The sequence below is a fragment of the Streptomyces sp. NPDC001401 genome, assembly GCF_042895385.1.
GTDB lineage: Bacteria > Actinomycetota > Actinomycetes > Streptomycetales > Streptomycetaceae > Streptomyces.
In genome coordinates, this window is the sequence record NZ_JBIAWI010000002.1 from 882,344 (window position 1) to 898,413 (window position 16,070).

14 protein-coding genes are annotated in these 16,070 nt (G+C 71.0%); 9 read left to right on the forward strand and 5 right to left on the reverse strand.

What is annotated here, in order from left to right; all coding sequences use genetic code 11:
- The first annotated feature begins 4 nt into the window (after positions 1-4).
- Both ACFY10_RS11520 and ACFY10_RS11525 read left to right on the forward strand, forming a co-directional pair.
- Positions 5-1,024 (forward strand): TIGR03842 family LLM class F420-dependent oxidoreductase, encoded by a 1,020-nt coding sequence (locus ACFY10_RS11520; RefSeq protein ID WP_390664840.1) that lies wholly within the window; start codon positions 5-7, stop codon positions 1,022-1,024.
- A gap of 140 nt (positions 1,025-1,164) precedes the next feature.
- Positions 1,165-2,691 (forward strand): NCS1 family nucleobase:cation symporter-1, encoded by a 1,527-nt coding sequence (locus ACFY10_RS11525; protein ID WP_390664841.1) that lies wholly within the window; start codon positions 1,165-1,167, stop codon positions 2,689-2,691.
- A 27-nt stretch (positions 2,692-2,718) separates the two neighbouring features.
- Here the strand turns inward: ACFY10_RS11525 and ACFY10_RS11530 are convergent, their stop codons facing one another.
- The 3 genes from ACFY10_RS11530 to ACFY10_RS11540 form a co-directional block, all read right to left on the reverse strand.
- Positions 2,719-3,378 carry a hypothetical protein gene (locus ACFY10_RS11530; protein ID WP_390664842.1) on the reverse strand — a complete coding sequence of 220 codons (660 nt, stop codon included), beginning with the start codon at positions 3,376-3,378 and terminating at the stop codon, positions 2,719-2,721.
- A 122-nt stretch (positions 3,379-3,500) separates the two neighbouring features.
- Positions 3,501-4,076 (reverse strand): class I SAM-dependent methyltransferase, encoded by a 576-nt coding sequence (locus ACFY10_RS11535; RefSeq protein WP_390664843.1) that lies wholly within the window; start codon positions 4,074-4,076, stop codon positions 3,501-3,503.
- Positions 4,073-5,074 carry a carboxymuconolactone decarboxylase family protein gene (locus ACFY10_RS11540; RefSeq protein ID WP_390664844.1) on the reverse strand — a complete coding sequence of 334 codons (1,002 nt, stop codon included), beginning with the start codon at positions 5,072-5,074 and terminating at the stop codon, positions 4,073-4,075. The genes ACFY10_RS11535 and ACFY10_RS11540 overlap by 4 nt, the downstream gene beginning before the upstream one ends.
- Before the next feature lie 167 nt (positions 5,075-5,241).
- On the opposite strand from ACFY10_RS11540, the gene ACFY10_RS11545 reads away from it, so the two are divergent.
- Genes ACFY10_RS11545 through ACFY10_RS11555 form a run of 3 tightly spaced genes read left to right on the forward strand, consistent with a single transcriptional unit; the run spans position 5,242 to position 7,876 of the window.
- Positions 5,242-6,345, forward strand: a complete 1,104-nt coding sequence (locus tag ACFY10_RS11545) for a histidine kinase (RefSeq protein ID WP_390664845.1) — start codon at positions 5,242-5,244, stop codon at positions 6,343-6,345.
- A complete protein-coding gene (locus tag ACFY10_RS11550) occupies positions 6,342-7,004 on the forward strand; it encodes a response regulator (protein ID WP_390664846.1) in 663 nt (220 codons plus the stop codon). The genes ACFY10_RS11545 and ACFY10_RS11550 overlap by 4 nt, the downstream gene beginning before the upstream one ends.
- Before the next feature lie 41 nt (positions 7,005-7,045).
- Positions 7,046-7,876 carry a class I SAM-dependent methyltransferase gene (locus ACFY10_RS11555; RefSeq protein ID WP_390664847.1) on the forward strand — a complete coding sequence of 277 codons (831 nt, stop codon included), beginning with the start codon at positions 7,046-7,048 and terminating at the stop codon, positions 7,874-7,876.
- 21 nt (positions 7,877-7,897) lie between these two features.
- Here ACFY10_RS11555 and ACFY10_RS11560 read toward each other — a convergent pair whose 3' ends face one another.
- Positions 7,898-8,890: a phospholipase D-like domain-containing protein gene (locus ACFY10_RS11560; protein WP_390664848.1), complete on the reverse strand. Its 993-nt coding sequence runs from the start codon at positions 8,888-8,890 to the stop codon at positions 7,898-7,900.
- Positions 8,891-9,164: 274 nt separating this feature from the next.
- Between ACFY10_RS11560 and ACFY10_RS11565 the strand changes: the two genes are divergently transcribed.
- The 4 genes from ACFY10_RS11565 (at position 9,165) to ACFY10_RS11580 (ending at position 14,065) form a co-directional block, all read left to right on the forward strand.
- Positions 9,165-10,979: a gamma-glutamyltransferase family protein gene (locus tag ACFY10_RS11565; RefSeq protein WP_390664849.1), complete on the forward strand. Its 1,815-nt coding sequence runs from the start codon at positions 9,165-9,167 to the stop codon at positions 10,977-10,979.
- Positions 10,980-11,084: 105 nt separating this feature from the next.
- Positions 11,085-11,933, forward strand: a complete 849-nt coding sequence (locus ACFY10_RS11570) for an inositol monophosphatase family protein (protein ID WP_390664850.1) — start codon at positions 11,085-11,087, stop codon at positions 11,931-11,933.
- A 216-nt stretch (positions 11,934-12,149) separates the two neighbouring features.
- Positions 12,150-13,559: a phytoene desaturase family protein gene (locus ACFY10_RS11575; RefSeq protein WP_390664851.1), complete on the forward strand. Its 1,410-nt coding sequence runs from the start codon at positions 12,150-12,152 to the stop codon at positions 13,557-13,559.
- Positions 13,556-14,065: an O-acetyl-ADP-ribose deacetylase gene (locus ACFY10_RS11580; protein WP_390664852.1), complete on the forward strand. Its 510-nt coding sequence runs from the start codon at positions 13,556-13,558 to the stop codon at positions 14,063-14,065. The genes ACFY10_RS11575 and ACFY10_RS11580 overlap by 4 nt, the downstream gene beginning before the upstream one ends.
- 21 nt (positions 14,066-14,086) lie before the next feature.
- Here ACFY10_RS11580 and ACFY10_RS11585 read toward each other — a convergent pair whose 3' ends face one another.
- Positions 14,087-15,949: a M1 family aminopeptidase gene (locus ACFY10_RS11585; RefSeq protein WP_390664853.1), complete on the reverse strand. Its 1,863-nt coding sequence runs from the start codon at positions 15,947-15,949 to the stop codon at positions 14,087-14,089.
- Positions 15,950-16,070 lie beyond the last annotated feature (121 nt).

Genomic DNA, 16,070 nt, shown 5'->3' on the forward strand with positions numbered 1-16,070 from the left:
GCACATGGACTTCGGACTCGTCCTGCAGACCGACCCGCCGGCCTCGAAGGTCGTCAGCCTGATGAAGCGTGCCGAGCGCAACGGCTTCACCTACGGCTGGACCTTCGACTCGGCCGTGCTGTGGCAGGAACCGTTCGTGATCTACAGTCAGATCCTGTCGAACACCACCAAGTTGACGGTCGGCCCGATGGTCACCAATCCGGGCACCCGCACCTGGGAGGTCACCGCCTCCACCTTCGCCACCCTCAACGACATGTTCGGCAACCGCACCGTCTGCGGCATCGGCCGCGGCGACTCCGCGATGCGCGTCGCGGGCCGCACCCCGAACACCCTCGCCCGGATCAGCGAGGCCATGAAGGTCATCAGGGCGCTCGGCTCCGGCAAGGAGGCCGACCTCGGCGGTACGGTCATCAAGTTCCCCTGGATCAAGGAGGACGCCGAACTCCCCGTCTGGATGGCCGCGTACGGCCCCAAGGCGCTGAAGATGACCGGCGAGGAGGCCGACGGCTTCATCCTCCAGCTCTCCGACCTCTACCTCACCGAGTACATGGTGAAGGCGGTCAAGGACGCGGCGGTCGCGGCAGGCCGGGACCCCGGTGACGTCAAGATCTGCGTCGCCGCCCCCGCCTACGTCACCGAGGACGACTCGCCCGAGGCACTCGCCCACGCCCGCGAGCAGTGCCGCTGGTTCGGCGGCATGGTCGGCAACCACGTCGCCGACCTGGTGTCGAAGTACGGTGAGCACTCCGCGGCCGTACCCGAGGAACTCACCGACTACATCAAGGCCCGCGAGGGGTACGACTACTCCCACCACGGGCGCGCCGACAACCCCGACACCGCCTTCGTGCCCGACGAGATCGTCGACCGGTTCTGCATCATCGGCCCGGTCGAGAAGCACATCGAGAAGCTGAACGCCCTGCGTGAGCTGGGCGTCGACCAGTTCGCCGTGTACGACATGCACGACGCGCAGGAGACCACGATCGACGCCTACGGCGCCCAGGTCATCCCGGCGGTCAACGCCTGACGACGCGCACAAGAACCTCGTAGCAACCGCTCAACTCCCCATCCCCCCACTCCAGTTCTCCCCTCCCCGGCCGTCCCCGGGGAGGGGGCCGGAGACCCGCACGGCCTTTCCGGACCCACCCCTGATTGATTGGCCTGCCCATGACCGACACCGCTCCCACGGCCATACCGCCGACAGCCCAAGTGACCCTCGCCGACGGTCGCGTGGAGATCGCCCCCGGGTCCCCGCTGCCCAGCGGCCCGTACGCCAACGAGGACCTGCTCCCGGTCCCGGTCGAGAAGCGCACCTGGACCACGTACAACTTCTCCGCCCTGTGGGTCGGCATGGCCCACAACACGGCCTCCTGGACCCTGGCCTCCGGTCTGATCGCCGTCGGCATGGACTGGAAGCAGGCGGTGCTCACCATCGCCCTGGCCAATGTGATCGTGCTGATCCCGATGCTGCTCACCGGGCACGCGGGACCGAAGTACGGCATCCCCTTCCCGGTCTTCGCCCGTGCCTCCTTCGGTGTCCGCGGCGCCAACCTGCCCGCCGTCGTACGGGCGTTGGTGGCGTGCGGCTGGTTCGGCATCCAGACCTGGATCGGCGGTGAGGCGATCTACTTCCTCGCCGGCAAGCTGATCGGCAACGGCTGGTCCGACGCCGGGAAGGTCGGCGGCTACGCCTGGACGATGTGGCTGTCGTTCGCCCTCTTCTGGGTGCTCCAGGTCGCCATCATCTACCGGGGCATGGAGACGATCCGCCGCTTCGAGAACTGGGCCGCGCCGTTCGTCATCGTCGGCGCGATCGTGATGCTGATCTGGATGAGCAACAAGGCCGGCGGCTTCGGCCCGCTGCTCGACCAGCCCTCCAAGCTCGGCTGGGGCGGGGACTTCTGGAAGCTGTTCTGGCCGTCCCTCATGGGCATGATCGGCTTCTGGTCCACGCTGTCGCTGAACATCCCGGACTTCACCCGCTACGGCAAGAGCCAGAAGGCGCAGACGTGGGGCCAGGCACTCGGTCTGCCCACGACCATGACGCTCTTCGCGTTCCTCTCCGTGCTGGTCACCTCCGGTTCGCAGGCGGTGTACGGGCAGACGATCTGGGACCCGGTACAGCTCGCCGCCAAGACGGACAACGTCTTCGGCCTGCTGTTCGCGCTGGTGACCGTGCTGGTGGCGACCCTGTCCGTGAACATCGCGGCCAACCTGGTCTCACCGGCCTTCGACTTCTCCAACATCGCGCCCAGGAAGGTCAGTTTCCGGGCCGGTGCGCTCGCCACCTGCGTGATCGGCGTGCTGATCTTCCCGTGGAAGCTGTACTCCGACCCGCAGGGCTACATCTTCACCTGGCTCGGCCTGGTCGGCGGTCTGCTCGGCACGGTCGCCGGCATCCTCATCGCCGACTACTGGATCCTGCGCCGCGGCAAGCTCGACCTCGTCGACCTGTACCGCGCTGGCGGCCGCTACTGGTACGAGGGCGGCTGGAACTGGCGTGCCGTCGTCGCCTTCGTGGCCGGCGGTGTCCTGGCGATCGGCGGTGCCAGCTTCAAGCCGCTGATCGACGGGCGGCCGATCCCGGCGCTGGAGTCGCTCGCCGACTACGGCTGGGCCGTCGGCCTCGGCACCTCGATGGTGCTGTACGTCGTGCTGATGCTGCTGCGCGGAAAGGACCGCCTGGAGGTCTGAGCCTTCGCCTTCGAAGGGCAGCCGGTCCTACTGGCTGCCCTTCAGCGCTGTCACGGCTTCCCTCGCCGCCTTGATCGCACCCTTGTTGATCTCATCCGTACTGGGCGCCTTCTTCGTCTCGAAGTCGCTGCCGTTGTACGTGACGACCACCAGCACGTTGGACGCCTGGGCGAACACCATGCCCTCGCGGGTCTGCTGCTTGTTCTCGGTGGTGAGATTGACGACGGAGTAGGCCTGGTCACCGAGTCCGGGAACAGCCCCTCCGCCGCTCTTCTCCCCAATCCGTCCCTTGTATGCATTCTGGGCCGCTTCGTCCGAGTTCATGACCTCGAAGGAGACGTCGAGCCAGCGGTAGTCGTAGCCCTTGAGCGCGTTCCAGGAGCAGGTGCGGCGCAGTTTCGCGTCCGTCGACTGGATTTCCTTGCCCGCCGTCTTGGCGCCCGGAACGAGCGACTTGAGCGTCTTCTCGGCCACGCTGCCGCACGGTGCGGGGGAGGTGGCGTACGTCTTGGTCTGCGCGGTCGTGGAGGGGGCGGAGGCCGACTGGCTGCCGGTCTTCGGCGCCTCCTTGTGCTCGGCGGTCGTCGTCGCCGCGGGGCCGGACGTCAGCGCCCAGCCGGCCGCGGCCAGCACGACGACCGGGGACAGACGCGCGGTCAGAGCGAGCGGCAGAGGAAAATCGCGCACGGCACACTTTTCGGTGGGGGACGGTGTGCGGAGGGGGTCCGCACTGCGGACGGGGCGCCAGTCTCACATGAGTCCCTGTGAGACGGAAGTGTCAACTCGCTCCGTGCCCGCGCGGTTACTGTTCAGTCAAGGTCGGCGGGTACGCGGCGGGGCCGGTCGGCGGTGGCGAGCCGGACGCTGCCGCGCAGCTCGACCTCGACGTTCTCCCAGCCGTCCAGTACCGCCCGGATGCCGTTGAGGTCGGAGTGGGACCGGGGGCAGACGAACGCCAGTCGGCCGCCCGGCATCAGGGCCCCCGCCAGATTGCGGAAGGCTGCCGCAGGGTCCGCGAAGGACAGCACAACGCCCCGGCTGACGATCACGTCATAGCCGCATGGCGGGAACGGGTGGACCTGCGCGTCCGCCACCTGGTACGAGGCGTTCGCGAGCTTCTCGGCGGCCGTCAGCTTCTGGGCCGTGCGCAGCAGCGGCGCCGAGATGTCGACGCCGACCGCGTGCCCGCGCGAGGCCAGCCGGGCGGCGATCCGGGTCGCGGCCCCGGTACCGCAGCCGACGTCCAGGACGCGATCGGCGGGCCTGATGCACGCCGCTGCGAACAGCGCGTCGCAGCGCTGCTGGTCGTCGGTCCAGTCGGTCCAGTCGGAGCCGGCGGGGCCCTTGCAGGTGTGTGTCCGGCGGATGCCGGCGATCGCGGTCATGACGTCTCCCGGGCGGTGTGCAGACTGAACGAGCTCTCCATACGGTCCACGGCGGCGAAGGCGCCGTAGGCGACGAGGTGGACGAGGCAGTGGTCGGTGTGCTCCGGCCGGCGCCAGGCCGTCACGTCCTCCTCCGTGATGCGGTACGGCGCGAGGGCGGCCAGCAGCGCGAGCCGCGCGCCGGGGCGCTCTCGGCGGTCCGGGAGTCCGGCCCACGCGAGGGGCGGGTGCGAACCGTCCCAGTCCCACAGGGTCTCCGTTACGAGGGCCTGGTCGTCGGCGTCGAGGAGGCCCGCACCGGCCGCGGTCGCCGACCGGAGTGCGGCGTACGCCGGGCCGACGGTCGTGCCCGCCGCCCACGCCGGTCCCGGCGCCGGATCGTCGAGGAGGGCGAGAGCCGCGCCGGGCACGGCGGAGCGGCGCACCGTCCGGGCCAGCGAGCGGCCCGCGAGGCTCCGCACCGGGCGCAGCCGCTGCACGTTGCCCGGCAGCAACTGCTCGGTCAACAGGGCCGACACCATCCGGTTGATGAAATGGAAGGCGAGCGCGGTGCCGATGTAGGCGGGGGCGTGCTCGCGCGGGAACGGGTACGGCAGCAGGCCGGCGCCCGGCACGCGCGTGTGCTGCCCCCACGCGAGCACGCGCGCGTGCTCCTCGCGCTCCGGCCGCTTGCCCCGGGCCAGCCGTTCCGCGAGGGCGTGGTCGCCGGTGGCGTGCAGCAGGACCGTGTGCGCGTCCACGCAGAACGGGCACTTGTTGGCACGCGACACCCCGTAGGCCGCCAGCTCCTTGCCGGTGCGGCTGCCCGGGCCGGCGATCAGCGACTCGCGCATCAACGCCCAGGTGGGGGCGAGGATTTCGGGCGCGGAGGACAGCACCACGAAGGTGGCCGCCCTGTCGATGCCGAAGTCGCGGGCGAGCTGCTCGTACACCTCGGCGACGCGGCCGGTGGCCGCCTTGGGCGGCAGCGGTTCGGTGAAGCGGAAGGGTGTGGACATGGGCAGCAGCGTGCGCCTCGGGGCCGGGTGCGGTCGTCGTACGACCGAAGACAGTCCGCACTGCGCCTGCGGGGCGCGGCGGGCCCGGGCACTACTACGGGAGGAGTAGCAGGAGAGCCGTCCACAGGTCTGACGCCGTTGTCGGTGCCGCCGTCTACTGTGCGTGCATGGGCGGGCACCCGGTCACACGCAGGTACCTCGCCGACTCGGCCCTCGCGGTCGTCGTCGGTGCCCTCGTCATGACCGTGGCCGCCTACGACTCGGACACCACCGCCGTCGACTACGCGCTGATCGCGGTGAGTTCGGCCGCCCTGGCGTTCCACCGTGCTGCCCCGCGCGCGGTGCTGTCCGTGACGGCGGCGAGCGGCGGCGCGTACGTCCTGCACGCCCACCCGGGACCGGTCTCCGCCCTGCCCGTCTTCGCAGCCGCGCTCACGGCGGTCCGCCTGGGCCACCGCGGGTACGCGGCCGCTACGAGCGGCGTGTTCCTGGCGGCATACCTCGCGACCGGGCCGACGACCCAGGACGTCGTCGAGAGAACCGCTCTGCTCGCGGGCTGGTTCCTGTCCGCGGTGGTCGCGGGCATGGCGGACCGCAACTGGCAGGCGTACCTGCGCCAGACCGAACAGCGCGCCCTGGAGGCCGAGCGCACCCGGGAGGAGGCGGCCCTGCGCCGTGCGGGCGAGGAACGCCTGCGCATAGCCCGCGAGTTGCACGACTCGCTCACCCACAGCATCTCGATCGTCAAGCTCCAGGCGGGAGTCGCGGTGCACCTCGCCCGCAAGCGCGGTGAGGAGATACCGCCCGCGCTGCTCGCCATCCAGGACGCGAGCGGCGAAGCCATGCGCGAACTGCGCGCCACCCTGGAGATACTGCGCACCGACGAGCCGACCGGCACGCCCGCGCTGCTGGTGGAGCGGGCCTGCGCGGCGGGCCTCGACGCGGAGCTGACGGTGACCGGTGACGAACGGCCCCTGGCGGCGACGGTCGACCGTGCGGTGTACCGCATCGTCCAGGAGGCCCTGACCAATGCGGCCCGGCATGCGGGAGCTGCCAAGGTCGGCGTCCAACTCAGCTACGGGGACGATGACGTGACGATACGAGTCGAGGACGACGGCACCGCCGACCCGGACCACCCGCCCGCACCAGGCGTGGGTCTCATGGGCATGCGCGAGAGGGTGACGGCGCTCGGCGGCACCCTGCACGCCGGACCGCGCGCGGAGGGCGGCTTCGAGGTGCGGGCCCGGCTGCCGCTGGGGGAGACGGGATGATCCGGGTCGCCCTCGTCGACGACCAGGCGCTCATGCGCGCCGGATTCCGGGCGCTGCTGGAGGCCGAGGACGGCCTCGAGGTGGTCGGCGAGGCGGCGGACGGTGAACAGGGCCTGGAGCTCGTCCGCGCGCAGGTGCCGGACATCGCGCTGATCGACGTACAGATGCCGGTGATGACGGGCATCGAGGCGACCCGCCGGATCGCTGCCGACCCCGCCTTGTCGGCCGTACGCGTCGTGATCCTCACCAACTACGGCTTCGACGAATACGTCTTCGAGGCCCTGCGGGCGGGCGCCAGCGGCTTCCTCCTCAAGGACACCGAACCGGCCGACCTGCTCCAGGCCATCGAGGTCGTGGCTCATGGGGAAGCCCTGCTCTCCCCGTCGGTCACCCGCACCCTGATCGGTGAGTTCGTCTCCCGCCCGCCGGACCGGGCGACCGCTCCCGGACTCGACTGCCTCACACGCCGCGAACGCGAAGTGACGGCCCTGGCAGCCCGGGGGCTGAGCAACGAGGAGATCGCCGCGCACATGGTCATCAGCCCGTTCACGGCGAAGACCCACATCAGCCGGGCCATGACGAAGCTGGGGGCGCGGGACCGGGCCCAGCTGGTGGTGTTCGCGTATGAGTCGGGGCTGGTGGCGCCGCGGGGAACTTAACCCGTTGTGCGAAGCGCGTGCAGGTCAGCACCATGGGGGCGATGACGGAGACGACACGCGCGCAGGGACCGACCGTCCACGAGGAGATCCTCGACTACTACGCACGCGGCAAGGAGGACGCCCGCCTCAGAGAGGGCGGCGCACCTGCCGGAAGGCTGGAGTTCTGGCGCACCCAGGACGTCCTGCGGCGGGTCCTGCCCGCGGCCCCCGCGCGCGTGCTGGATGTCGGCGGCGGCAGCGGGGTGCACGCTGAGTGGCTCGTCCGGGACGGGTACGAGGTCGAGCTCGTCGATCCGGTACCGCTGCACGTCGAGCAGGCGGGCCGGCTGCCCGGAGTGAGCGCGAGGTGCGGGGACGCCCGGTCCCTGACGGACGAGGACGCTGCGTTCGACGCGGTGCTGCTGCTCGGCCCGCTGTACCACCTGCCCGAACGGGCGGACCGTGTAAGGGCGTTGGCCGAGGCGCGTCGAGTGGTGCGGCCGGGCGGGCCGGTGGTGGCGGCCACCATCAACCGTTTCGCGCAGCTGCACGACCTGCTGCGTGAGGAGCGGTACTTCACGCCCCTGCACCGCGAACGGACGGATGCGGTCCTGGCGGACGGCCGGCACCCCTACCACGACGAGGGGTTCTTCACCGTCGCCCACTTCGCCCAACCGGGCGAGGTGCCCCCGGAGTTCGCCGACGCGGGGCTGACCGCCGAGGGCCAGTACGGCGTCGAGGGCGTCGTCTGGCTGATGGGCGGCGTCGAGGAGTGGCTGGATGATCCGGAGCGCCGCGAGGTCGTCCTGGCGGCGACCCGGCGTGTCGAGTCCGAGCCGACGCTCCTCGGTGCGAGCGGACACCTGCTCACGGTGGGCAGACGGCGGCCCTGAGGCGGCCGTCTGCCCGGCCGGCTAGGCCGCCGTACCGCCCGCGTAGTCGCTGTTGAACGTGGTCTCGACCGTGGTCGCCACCGACTGGGCCACCCCGGTGCCGGTGAGGATGATGCCCAACTCCCGGTTGTTGGACAGCGAGTTGCTGCTGATGTTCATCGAACCCGCCTCCACCTCCTGGGTGGACAGCCCGTAGTCGGCGACCATGGCTTTGGCGTGGATGTAGAAGCCGTTGGGGTCGGAGTATCCGACGACCGTGCCGCCGGCCGCCTCGATCTCGGACACCTCGCTGGAGTAGCTGGACGGGCTCTCCAGCACCACCCGCACCGTGACGCCCGCCTTCGCTCTCGCCGCGATGGCGTCGACCACCGTGCTGTCGCTGAACTCCAGTTCCTCGACGTCGAGGGTCTTGGTGGCGGCGTTGACCACGGACAGCAGACGGTTGCGGGAGTCGGTGGGCGACCAGAGCAGGTGGTCGCCGTCGGTCGGGGTGATCGAGGTGCCGGCGTAGTCGGCGTTGAAGACCTTCTCGATCGCGGCGACGTCACGGGTGTCGTCGGTGAAGACGCCGTAGTCGCGGCCCGTCGCGTAGTACTGCGAGGTGAGATTGCCTGTCAGCACCAGCGACTTGGTGCCGTTCACCGTGATCGTCTTCTGGTGGGTGTAGACGAAGCTCGACGACGACCACACCACCCCCACGCCCGCGTTCGTCAGCGCGGTGTACGCCGAGTTGTTGGCGGTCTTGTGCTGGCGGTCGAGGATCACCCGCACGGTGACGCCCTTGTTCTCCAGGGCTATGAGGTCGTTGACGGCCGTGGTGTCCTCCAGCTCGTACATGGTCATGTCGAGTGAGGTGGTGGCCGAGTTGATGAAGTTGTAGATGTCCGGCTGGCCGCCGCTCTGCGAGAAGGCGAAGGCGGAGTAGCTAGCGGCGTTGGCGGGGACGGCGGTGGCGAGGACGGCGGCGCCGGCGGTCAGGGCGACACCCGCGCGGGCGAGGACCTTCCACAGCATGCGTGACTCCTAGTCGAGTTGATGCCCACGTGGGGGGTGGGTGAGCGTGGGCATGACACCACGCGCGTAGAACGCCGAGGAAGAGAAGCTCGGTGAACACGGGATTACCGGCCCGCAGCACGGGTGGACAAAGAGGACTTCATACAGGTGGGAGCCGGTTCATGCGGTCCCCGCGAGTTCGCAAAATTTTCGTAGGGCGCCCGCGGTGGAATGCAATGCTCCGTAGCTGTGCATGCTTCGGACCGAGCGAGGCAGGCGAACAGAGAGGTGAGCGATGCAGTTCACGACCCGGCCGACCCTCCAGGGCACCTTCGGCATGGTGTCCTCCACCCACTGGCTGGCCTCGCAGTCGGCGATGGCCGTGCTGGAGGACGGCGGCAACGCGTACGACGCGGCCGTGGCGGGGGCGTTCGTGCTGCACGTCGTCGAGCCGCACCTCAACGGGCCGGCCGGCGAGGTGCCGATCCTGCTCGCTCCGGCGGGCGGCGAGGTGCAAGTGCTGTGCGGGCAGGGCGTCGCGCCCGCCGGGGCCACGGTCGCGCACTACCGGGCACTCGGCCTGGACCTCGTGCCCGGCACCGGGCCGCTCGCCGCCGCCGTGCCCGGCGCGTTCGACGCCTGGCTGCTCCTGCTGCGCGACCACGGCACCAAGTCCCTCGCCGACGTCCTCAAGTACGCCGTCGGGTACGCCGAGCACGGGCACGCGCCCGTGGAGAACGTCGGTGCGACGGTCGAGGCGGTACGGGAGCTCTTCGAGACGGAGTGGACCTCCTCGGCGGACCTCTACCTGCCGGGCGGGAAGGCCCCGCGCCCCGGCGAGCTGCTGCGCAACCCCGCCCTCGCCGCCACCTGGAAGCGACTGCTCGCCGAGGTCGCCGGTGCGGGGGACCGGGTCGCACAGATCGAGGCGGCACGGGAGGTCTGGCGCTCCGGGTTCATAGCCGAGGCCCTGATACGGCAGGCGCAGCGGCCGACCATGGACACCAGCGGCGAGCGTCACACCGGCACCCTCACGGCCGCCGACCTCGCCGGCTGGTCCGCGGCCTACGAGACACCGGCGACGTACGACTGGAACGGCTGGACCCTGTGCAAGGCCGGCCCGTGGAGCCAGGGCCCGGCCTTCCTCCAGCAGCTCGCTCTGCTCCCGCCCGAACTTCCCGAGTACGGGTCCGCCGACTACGTCCACCTGCTGATCGAGGGCTGCAAGCTCGCCATGGCCGACCGGGAGGCCTGGTACGGGGACGCCGCCGAGGTCCCGCTCGGCGAGCTGCTGTCGGCGGACTACAACGCGGCCCGGCGAGGCCTCGTCGGCGACAAGGCCTCGTACGAGCTCCGCCCCGGCAGCCCCGGCGGACGCACCCCGCGGCTCAGCACGCACGCGCACGTGGTCGCCGCCGACGACCCCGGGTTCGATCCGATGGGGGCCGGCGAGCCGACCGTGGCCCGGGTGCCGGGCGAGCCCGGGGCCGCGACCGACGGCAGCACCCGTGGCGACACCTGCCACCTCGACGTCGTCGACCGCTGGGGCAACCTGGTCGCGGCCACGCCCAGCGGCGGCTGGCTGCAGTCCAACCCCGTCGTGCCCGAGCTGGGCTTCCCGCTCGGCACCCGGCTGCAGATGACCTGGCTGGAGGAGGGCCTGCCGAACTCGCTGACGCCCGGCCGCCGGCCCCGCACCACCCTCACGCCCTCGATCGCCCTGCGTGACGGCCTCCCGGTCATGGCGTTCGGCACGCCCGGCGGGGACCAGCAGGACCAGTGGCAGCTGCACTTCTTCCTGGCCGTCGCCCTGCGCGCAGAGATCCGCGGCGGCCTCGACCTGCAGGGCGCGATCGACGCCCCGAACTGGCACAACGACGGCTTCCCGGGGTCGTTCTACCCGCGCGGCATGCGGCCGGGGAGCGTGACGGTCGAGTCCCGCATGGATGCCGGCGTCGTCGAGGAGCTGCGGCGCCGAGGTCACGACGTGACCGTCGGTGACCCCTGGTCGGAAGGCCGGCTGTGCGCGGTCGCCCGGGACCCGGAGACCGGCGTCCTGTCGGCGGCCGCCAACCCGCGGGGCATGCAGGGGTACGCGGTCGGTCGCTGAACGCGCACACCGGGCCACTGACCGAGCACGCCGAGTTCACGCCGATTCCATCGGGGCTCCACCGGCAGGGTGGGGATTGTCAGAGGCGCGTGCTCTCATGGAGTCATGATCGAAGACAAGGAAACCATCGACGAGTTTCTCGCCCGCCACTCGGCCGACGTGGAGGAGGCGGTCCGCAAGGCCGCCGCGGCCGAGATAATGCCCCGCTTCCGCCAGCTGGCCGCACACGAGGTCGACCAGAAGAGCGGACCGCACGACCTGGTGACCGACGCCGACCGCCTCGCCGAGCAGTACCTCACGGACGTCCTCGGCGCTCTCCTGCCCGGTTCCGCCGTGGTCGGCGAGGAGGCGGTGCACGCCGACCCGGTGACGTACGAGGCGATACAGGGCGACGCCCCGGTCTGGATAGTCGACCCGGTCGACGGCACACGCCAGTTCGTGCGCGGCGACTCCGGATTCTGCACGCTGGTCGCACTCGCGCACCGCGGAGTGCTGCTCGCCTCCTGGACATACGCACCCGCGCTTGACCAACTGGCCACGGCTGTAAGGGGCCAGGGAGCCTTCCTCGACGGCGAGCGGCTGTACGCGGGCCCGACCGCGCCCGGCCGGGACCTCCAAGTGGCCACCTCCCACCCGGACTACACGACCGACGAGCAGAAGCGCGCCCTGCTCGGCCTGTGGACCGACGGCGTCGCGCCCCGCGCCTGCGGCTCGGCCGGCCTGGAATATCTCGCCATAGCGCGCGGTGAACTGGACGCCGTCGCCTTCTCCTGGGAGGCCGCGTGGGACCACGCGGCAGGCATCCTGCTGGTCGAGGAGGCGGGCGGCGCCCACCAGACGCTCACAGGAGAACCGTTCCGCATAACCGGCGGCAACGCCCTCCCTTTCACGACGGCCCGAGACGCCGAGACGGCAGAGAGGGTGGCGGCACTTCTGCGACAAGGGTCGGCCTGACCCGCCCAGGGGCGCGGGGCCCCGCCGCGGCAGCGGCTGATGTCACGGCCGATATGCGGCTCCGCCGCGTGGGCGCGAAGCACCCCACGACCTGCAGCCGCGTACGACCGCTGCGCCCGAGCTGCCGGGCGAACCTCATTCCCTGCCCCCAGCGCTGTCAGGCCCCCCGCATATCCTGATCCTTACTGGCCGTCGGCTGACGAAGGGGTGCCGTCGATGCTCGATGCTGTCGTGGTGGGTGCGGGGCCGAACGGACTGACGGCCGCGGTGGAGCTGGCCCGGCGTGGCTTCTCCGTGGCGGTGTTCGAGGCCCGTGACACCGTCGGCGGGGGAGCCCGCACCGAAGAGCTCACTCTGCCCGGTTTCCGGCACGACCCGTGTTCCGCGGCCCATCCCCTCGGCATCAACTCTCCGGCGTTCCGCGCCCTGCCCCTGGAGCGGTACGGCCTCGAGTGGCTGCACGCCGAGCTGCCCATGGCGCACCCCTTCACCGACGGCACCGCCGCCGTGCTGTCCCGGTCGGTCGCCGAGACGGCCGCGTCCTTCGGTCCGCGGGACGCGGGCGCGTACCGCAGGCTGGTTGCGCCCTTCCTCCCCAAGTGGGACACCCTGACCCGCGACTTCATGTCCCTGCCGCGCACCGCGCTCCCGCGCGACCCGGTGACCCTCGCCCGCTTCGGCCTGGTCGGCCTGCCCCCGTCGACCTGGCTGACCCGCCGGTTCCAGGACGAGCGGGCGAAGACCCTGTTCGCGGGCCTCGTCGCGCATGTGATGGCCCCGCTCGGCGGCTTCGCCACGGGCGCCGTCGGTCTGATCTTCGCCCTGGCCGCGCACGCCCGCGGCTGGCCCGTGGCCCGAGGCGGCTCCCAGTCCATCTCCGACGCGCTCACCGCGTACCTCAAGGACCTGGACGGCCTGGTCCACACGGACTACGAGGTCAAGCGCCTCGACGACCTGCCGCCCGCCCGCGCGTACGTCTTCGACACCTCGCCCACCGCCCTGGCCCGCATCGCGGGCTTCGGCCGCTACTACGAGGGCTACAAGTACGGCCCCGGGGTCTTCAAGGTCGACTACGCGCTGGACGGCCCGGTGCCGTGGACCGCAGAGGAGGCCCGTGTCGCGAGCACAGTGCAGATCGGCGCGAACAGCGCGGAGGTCGGCGCTGCCCTGCGTGCGGCCTCCCGGGAGGGCCGTGCGCCCGAGAAGCCGTTCATGATCACGGTCCAGCCCGGCGTGGTCGACCCCTCCCGGGCACCGGATGGCAAGCAGGTCTTCTGGGCCTACGGCCACGTCCCCAGCGGCTGGACCGGAGACCTCACCGACGCCATGGAGCGCCAACTGGAGCGCTTCGCCCCGGGGTTCCGCGACCGCGTCCTCGCCCGCGCGACCGCGGGCCCGCCCGAACTCGCCGCCCGCAACGCCAACTACGTCGGCGGCGACATCGCCTCCGGCGCGGTCTCCGGACTCCAGATCCTGCTGCGCCCCAAACTGACCCTGTCCCCGTACAGCACCCCCCACCCGGCCGTCTTCATCTGCTCGTCGGCCACCCCGCCCGGGCCGGGGGTACACGGTATGTCCGGGCACAACGCCGCGAAGGCCGTCTGGAGGAGGCTGAGGCAGACATGACCACCATCACGCTCGTCCAGGGCGACATCACACGCGAAAGCGTCGACGCGATCGTCAACGCGGCGAACTCCTCCCTGCTCGGCGGCGGAGGCGTCGACGGCGCCATCCACCGCCGCGGCGGCCCCGCCATCCTCGAGGAGTGCCGCAAACTCCGCGCCTCGCAGTACGGCAAGGGCCTGCCCACCGGCCAGGCGGTCGCCACCACGGCGGGCGACCTGGACGCGCGCTGGGTGATCCACACCGTGGGCCCGGTATGGTCGGCCACCGAGGACCGCTCCGGGCTGCTCGCCTCCTGCTACCGGGAGTCACTGCGCGTCGCCGACGAACTCGGCGCCCGTACGGTCGCGTTCCCGGCCGTTTCCACTGGCATCTATGGCTGGCCGATCGACGACGGGGCCCGCATCGCCGTGGAGACGGTGCGGGCCGCGGACACGGCGGTCGAGGAGGTCCGGTTCGTGCTCTTCGACGAGCGGGCCTACGTGGCGTTCGCCGCGCAGACCCGCTGACGGAGCATCAGGCCGGCCTGGTCAGCCGTCGATGCGGTGCGTGCTCCAGAACGACGTCAGGTCCGTGGTCGTGGCGGCCTGCGCGGCCGCCTTGAACTCGGCCGTGGTCGAGACGCCGTACCAGTGTGAACTGGCGTAGTTCTTCAGCAGGTTGGTCATGGCGGTGTCGCCGAGCATCCGCCGCAGGTCGTGCAGGGCGCACTTGCCGTAGCCGTAGACGACGGTGGAGTAGCGGGAGGAGTGGGCGTCCCAGTAGGCCATGGAGTTGGTGATCTTCTCCGCGGACGAGGCCCAGGAGACGCTGTTCCAGCAGTTCGTGCCCGTCTTGCCCAGGGCCAGGTCGGTGGCGTAGTCGGTGAACGCCTCGTCCAGCCAGGGGCTGGTGTACTCGTCGTCGCCGACGATGCCGTACCACCACTGGTGGCCGATCTCGTGGGTGAGCGCGGTGGTGCTGACGAGGTCGAGGACGAACCCGGGGTACTCCATGCCGCCGAACCAGTAGTTGTTGTCGATCACCGCGTCCAACTCGCCGTACGGATAGGCACCGAAGCGCCCCGCATGGGCGTCCACGGCCGACTTGGCGGTGGAGAGCATCGACTGGGCGTCGGAGGAGCTGATGCCTGAGACGGAGTAGACGTTGATCGCGGTCCCGGCGGTCGACGTGCCGGAGATCTTGGTGAAGGGGCCGGCCGCCCAGGCGAAGTCACGCACCTTGGAGGCCGTGGCAGTGGTGACCGTGCGGCCGCTGGAGCCGGGGGTGTCGGTCGAGGTGCCCGTGGCCGGTACCAGCAGGTTGCTCGGGTGGTCGAGGGTCACCTTGAAGTCGGCGGCCAGGGAGTAGAACGACTCGCCGTTGTTGGTGTACGGGTCCAGGTGCCAGCCCGCGCCGTCCTTGACCGCGAGGACGGGCAGCGCGTTGCCGATGAAGCTGAACGCCCCGTCGTGGCCGAACCGGTCCGCGCCGCTCGGCACGGTGATGCCCAGGTCGAAGCCGACCGTGGCGGACTGCCCCTGCGCCAGGGGCGCCGGCAGGGTGATCTGCAGGGCCGTGCAGCCGACGGACAGCGATCCGGCCGTACCGCCGGTGACGTTGGTGACCGTGATCGGCATCGCGTCGCAGGTGCCGTGGTAGTTGTCCCACAGCCTCAGGTACACCTCGCTGAGCGCGGTGGCGGAGGCGTTGGTGAAGGTCGCGCTCTCGTGGCCGGTCCAGACCGTGCCGCTGGTGTTGCTGCTGAGGCTGACGGTGTACGAGGGCGCGGCGGGCGTGCGCGTGGAGTCCGCCGGCGGGGTGCTGCCCCCGGAGGTGTCGAGGGCGATGTCGTCGAGGACGAAGCTCGACTGCAGGCTGGAGTCCTCGGTGCCGGTGAAGGCGAGGCTCACGGTCTGCCCCGCGAACGCGGACACGTCGAGCGTCTTCTTCACGTACCCGGTGTTCTTGTCGAGGTTCGAGTACGTCGCCAGGGTCGTACCGCCGATCTTCGCCGTCAGCTTGTCGTACGCGATGGACGAGGTGGTCTCGGCGGTGTCGATGTGGAGCCAGAACGAGAGGCTGGCGGTGCTGCACCCGGACGGGATCGTGACGCTCTGCGAGAGGGTGTCGGTGTGGGTGCCGCCCGTTCCGTCCAGCCACGCGAAGCTGCTGCCGCCGTGGGCGCTCTGGCCGGAGCGGCTGGTGATGACGCTCGTCGACGACTGGGTCCAGGGCGAAGTGCCGCTCTCGAAGCCGCCGTTGGTGACCACCTGGGCCGGGGTGCAGGCCGCGGCCGCGGACGGGGCGGCGGGCGGCGCCGCTGCCGCGGGGGTAGCGGGCAGGGACACGGCGGCCAGCGCGGCGACGGCCAGTACGCGCAGGGCAATGGATCTGTGGGGGGTCTTTCTCACGCGAAACTCCTTTGCGGCGGCCGGGATTCCGGCCTGCTCGGTGCCGCCCGGTCGGCTGGGGTGCGCCTGGGGGCGGCAGTGGGGTGCGTGTATCGCTGGCGCGATCGCTGAAGCGTGACAG

Coding starts and splice junctions, on each gene's coding strand:
- ACFY10_RS11525 (WP_390664841.1), top strand. CDS start 1,165: ATGACCGACACCGCTCCCACGGCCATACCGCCGACAGCCCAAGTGACC.
- ACFY10_RS11545 (WP_390664845.1), top strand. CDS start 5,242: ATGGGCGGGCACCCGGTCACACGCAGGTACCTCGCCGACTCGGCCCTC.
- ACFY10_RS11565 (WP_390664849.1), top strand. CDS start 9,165: ATGCAGTTCACGACCCGGCCGACCCTCCAGGGCACCTTCGGCATGGTG.
- ACFY10_RS11570 (WP_390664850.1), top strand. CDS start 11,085: ATGATCGAAGACAAGGAAACCATCGACGAGTTTCTCGCCCGCCACTCG.
- ACFY10_RS11575 (WP_390664851.1), top strand. CDS start 12,150: ATGCTCGATGCTGTCGTGGTGGGTGCGGGGCCGAACGGACTGACGGCC.
- ACFY10_RS11560 (WP_390664848.1), bottom strand. CDS start 8,890: ATGCTGTGGAAGGTCCTCGCCCGCGCGGGTGTCGCCCTGACCGCCGGC.
- ACFY10_RS11580 (WP_390664852.1), top strand. CDS start 13,556: ATGACCACCATCACGCTCGTCCAGGGCGACATCACACGCGAAAGCGTC.
- ACFY10_RS11550 (WP_390664846.1), top strand. CDS start 6,342: ATGATCCGGGTCGCCCTCGTCGACGACCAGGCGCTCATGCGCGCCGGA.
- ACFY10_RS11555 (WP_390664847.1), top strand. CDS start 7,046: ATGACGGAGACGACACGCGCGCAGGGACCGACCGTCCACGAGGAGATC.
- ACFY10_RS11540 (WP_390664844.1), bottom strand. CDS start 5,074: ATGTCCACACCCTTCCGCTTCACCGAACCGCTGCCGCCCAAGGCGGCC.
- ACFY10_RS11535 (WP_390664843.1), bottom strand. CDS start 4,076: ATGACCGCGATCGCCGGCATCCGCCGGACACACACCTGCAAGGGCCCC.
- ACFY10_RS11520 (WP_390664840.1), top strand. CDS start 5: ATGGACTTCGGACTCGTCCTGCAGACCGACCCGCCGGCCTCGAAGGTC.